The organism is Vibrio sp. 1402 (genome assembly GCF_033340275.1).
The window spans coordinates 1-518 of record NZ_JAWOWE010000704.1 but is presented as its reverse complement, the minus strand read 5'-3'; the positions used below and the strand labels follow the sequence as shown (position 1 = coordinate 518).

Sequence of the window (518 nt, the reverse complement as noted above, 5' to 3'; positions counted from 1 at the left end):
TTTCTCACCGTATCAGACCACACCGGTTTTGCCTATCCATCTCAACCGTTTTTGCTTGATTCATCTACTGCAAAACCCAAATTACTTCCAACCCTGCCGCCATAACTCTGGGTCTTTCAGATCTTGCCAGTTCATCTCTTGCTCACGTTTACTCATAACGGCTTCAATGACACATTTCACAACATTGCCGTCTTCATCCAGTTTCATTTCAGTTACGACAAAGTGCTTCTCTTTATTTTTAGGTGACGTCGCCGTCCATTTGCTGTGCAATAGTTTCTTTGGGTGAATTCTATTCATCGCGGTATACCAATTTAACTTTCATCTCTATGTATACGACTGAATACCAAGAGAGAATCAGATTTTATTTTTAAGCATCCACGAAAGAGAAAAGCCGCAAAAGAGGTCATCCCCCAATGCGGCCTTACTTACAACCCACTTAGGTCTTTTGACCGTTCAAACGAGGGTTTAAGTAGAGCCGCTGTAGCAACTGCAACGCCTTACCCACCAGCCCAACGATC

Annotated in this window: 1 protein-coding gene; it reads right to left on the bottom strand. The window is 43.4% G+C overall.

The features are described from left to right. Nucleotides 1-81: 81 nt before the first annotated feature. The gene (locus R7044_RS28045; protein WP_225456364.1) at nt 82-297 is read right to left on the bottom strand and encodes a TIGR02450 family Trp-rich protein; all 216 of its coding nucleotides are present in this window, start codon (nt 295-297) and stop codon (nt 82-84) included. Nucleotides 298-518 lie beyond the last annotated feature (221 nt).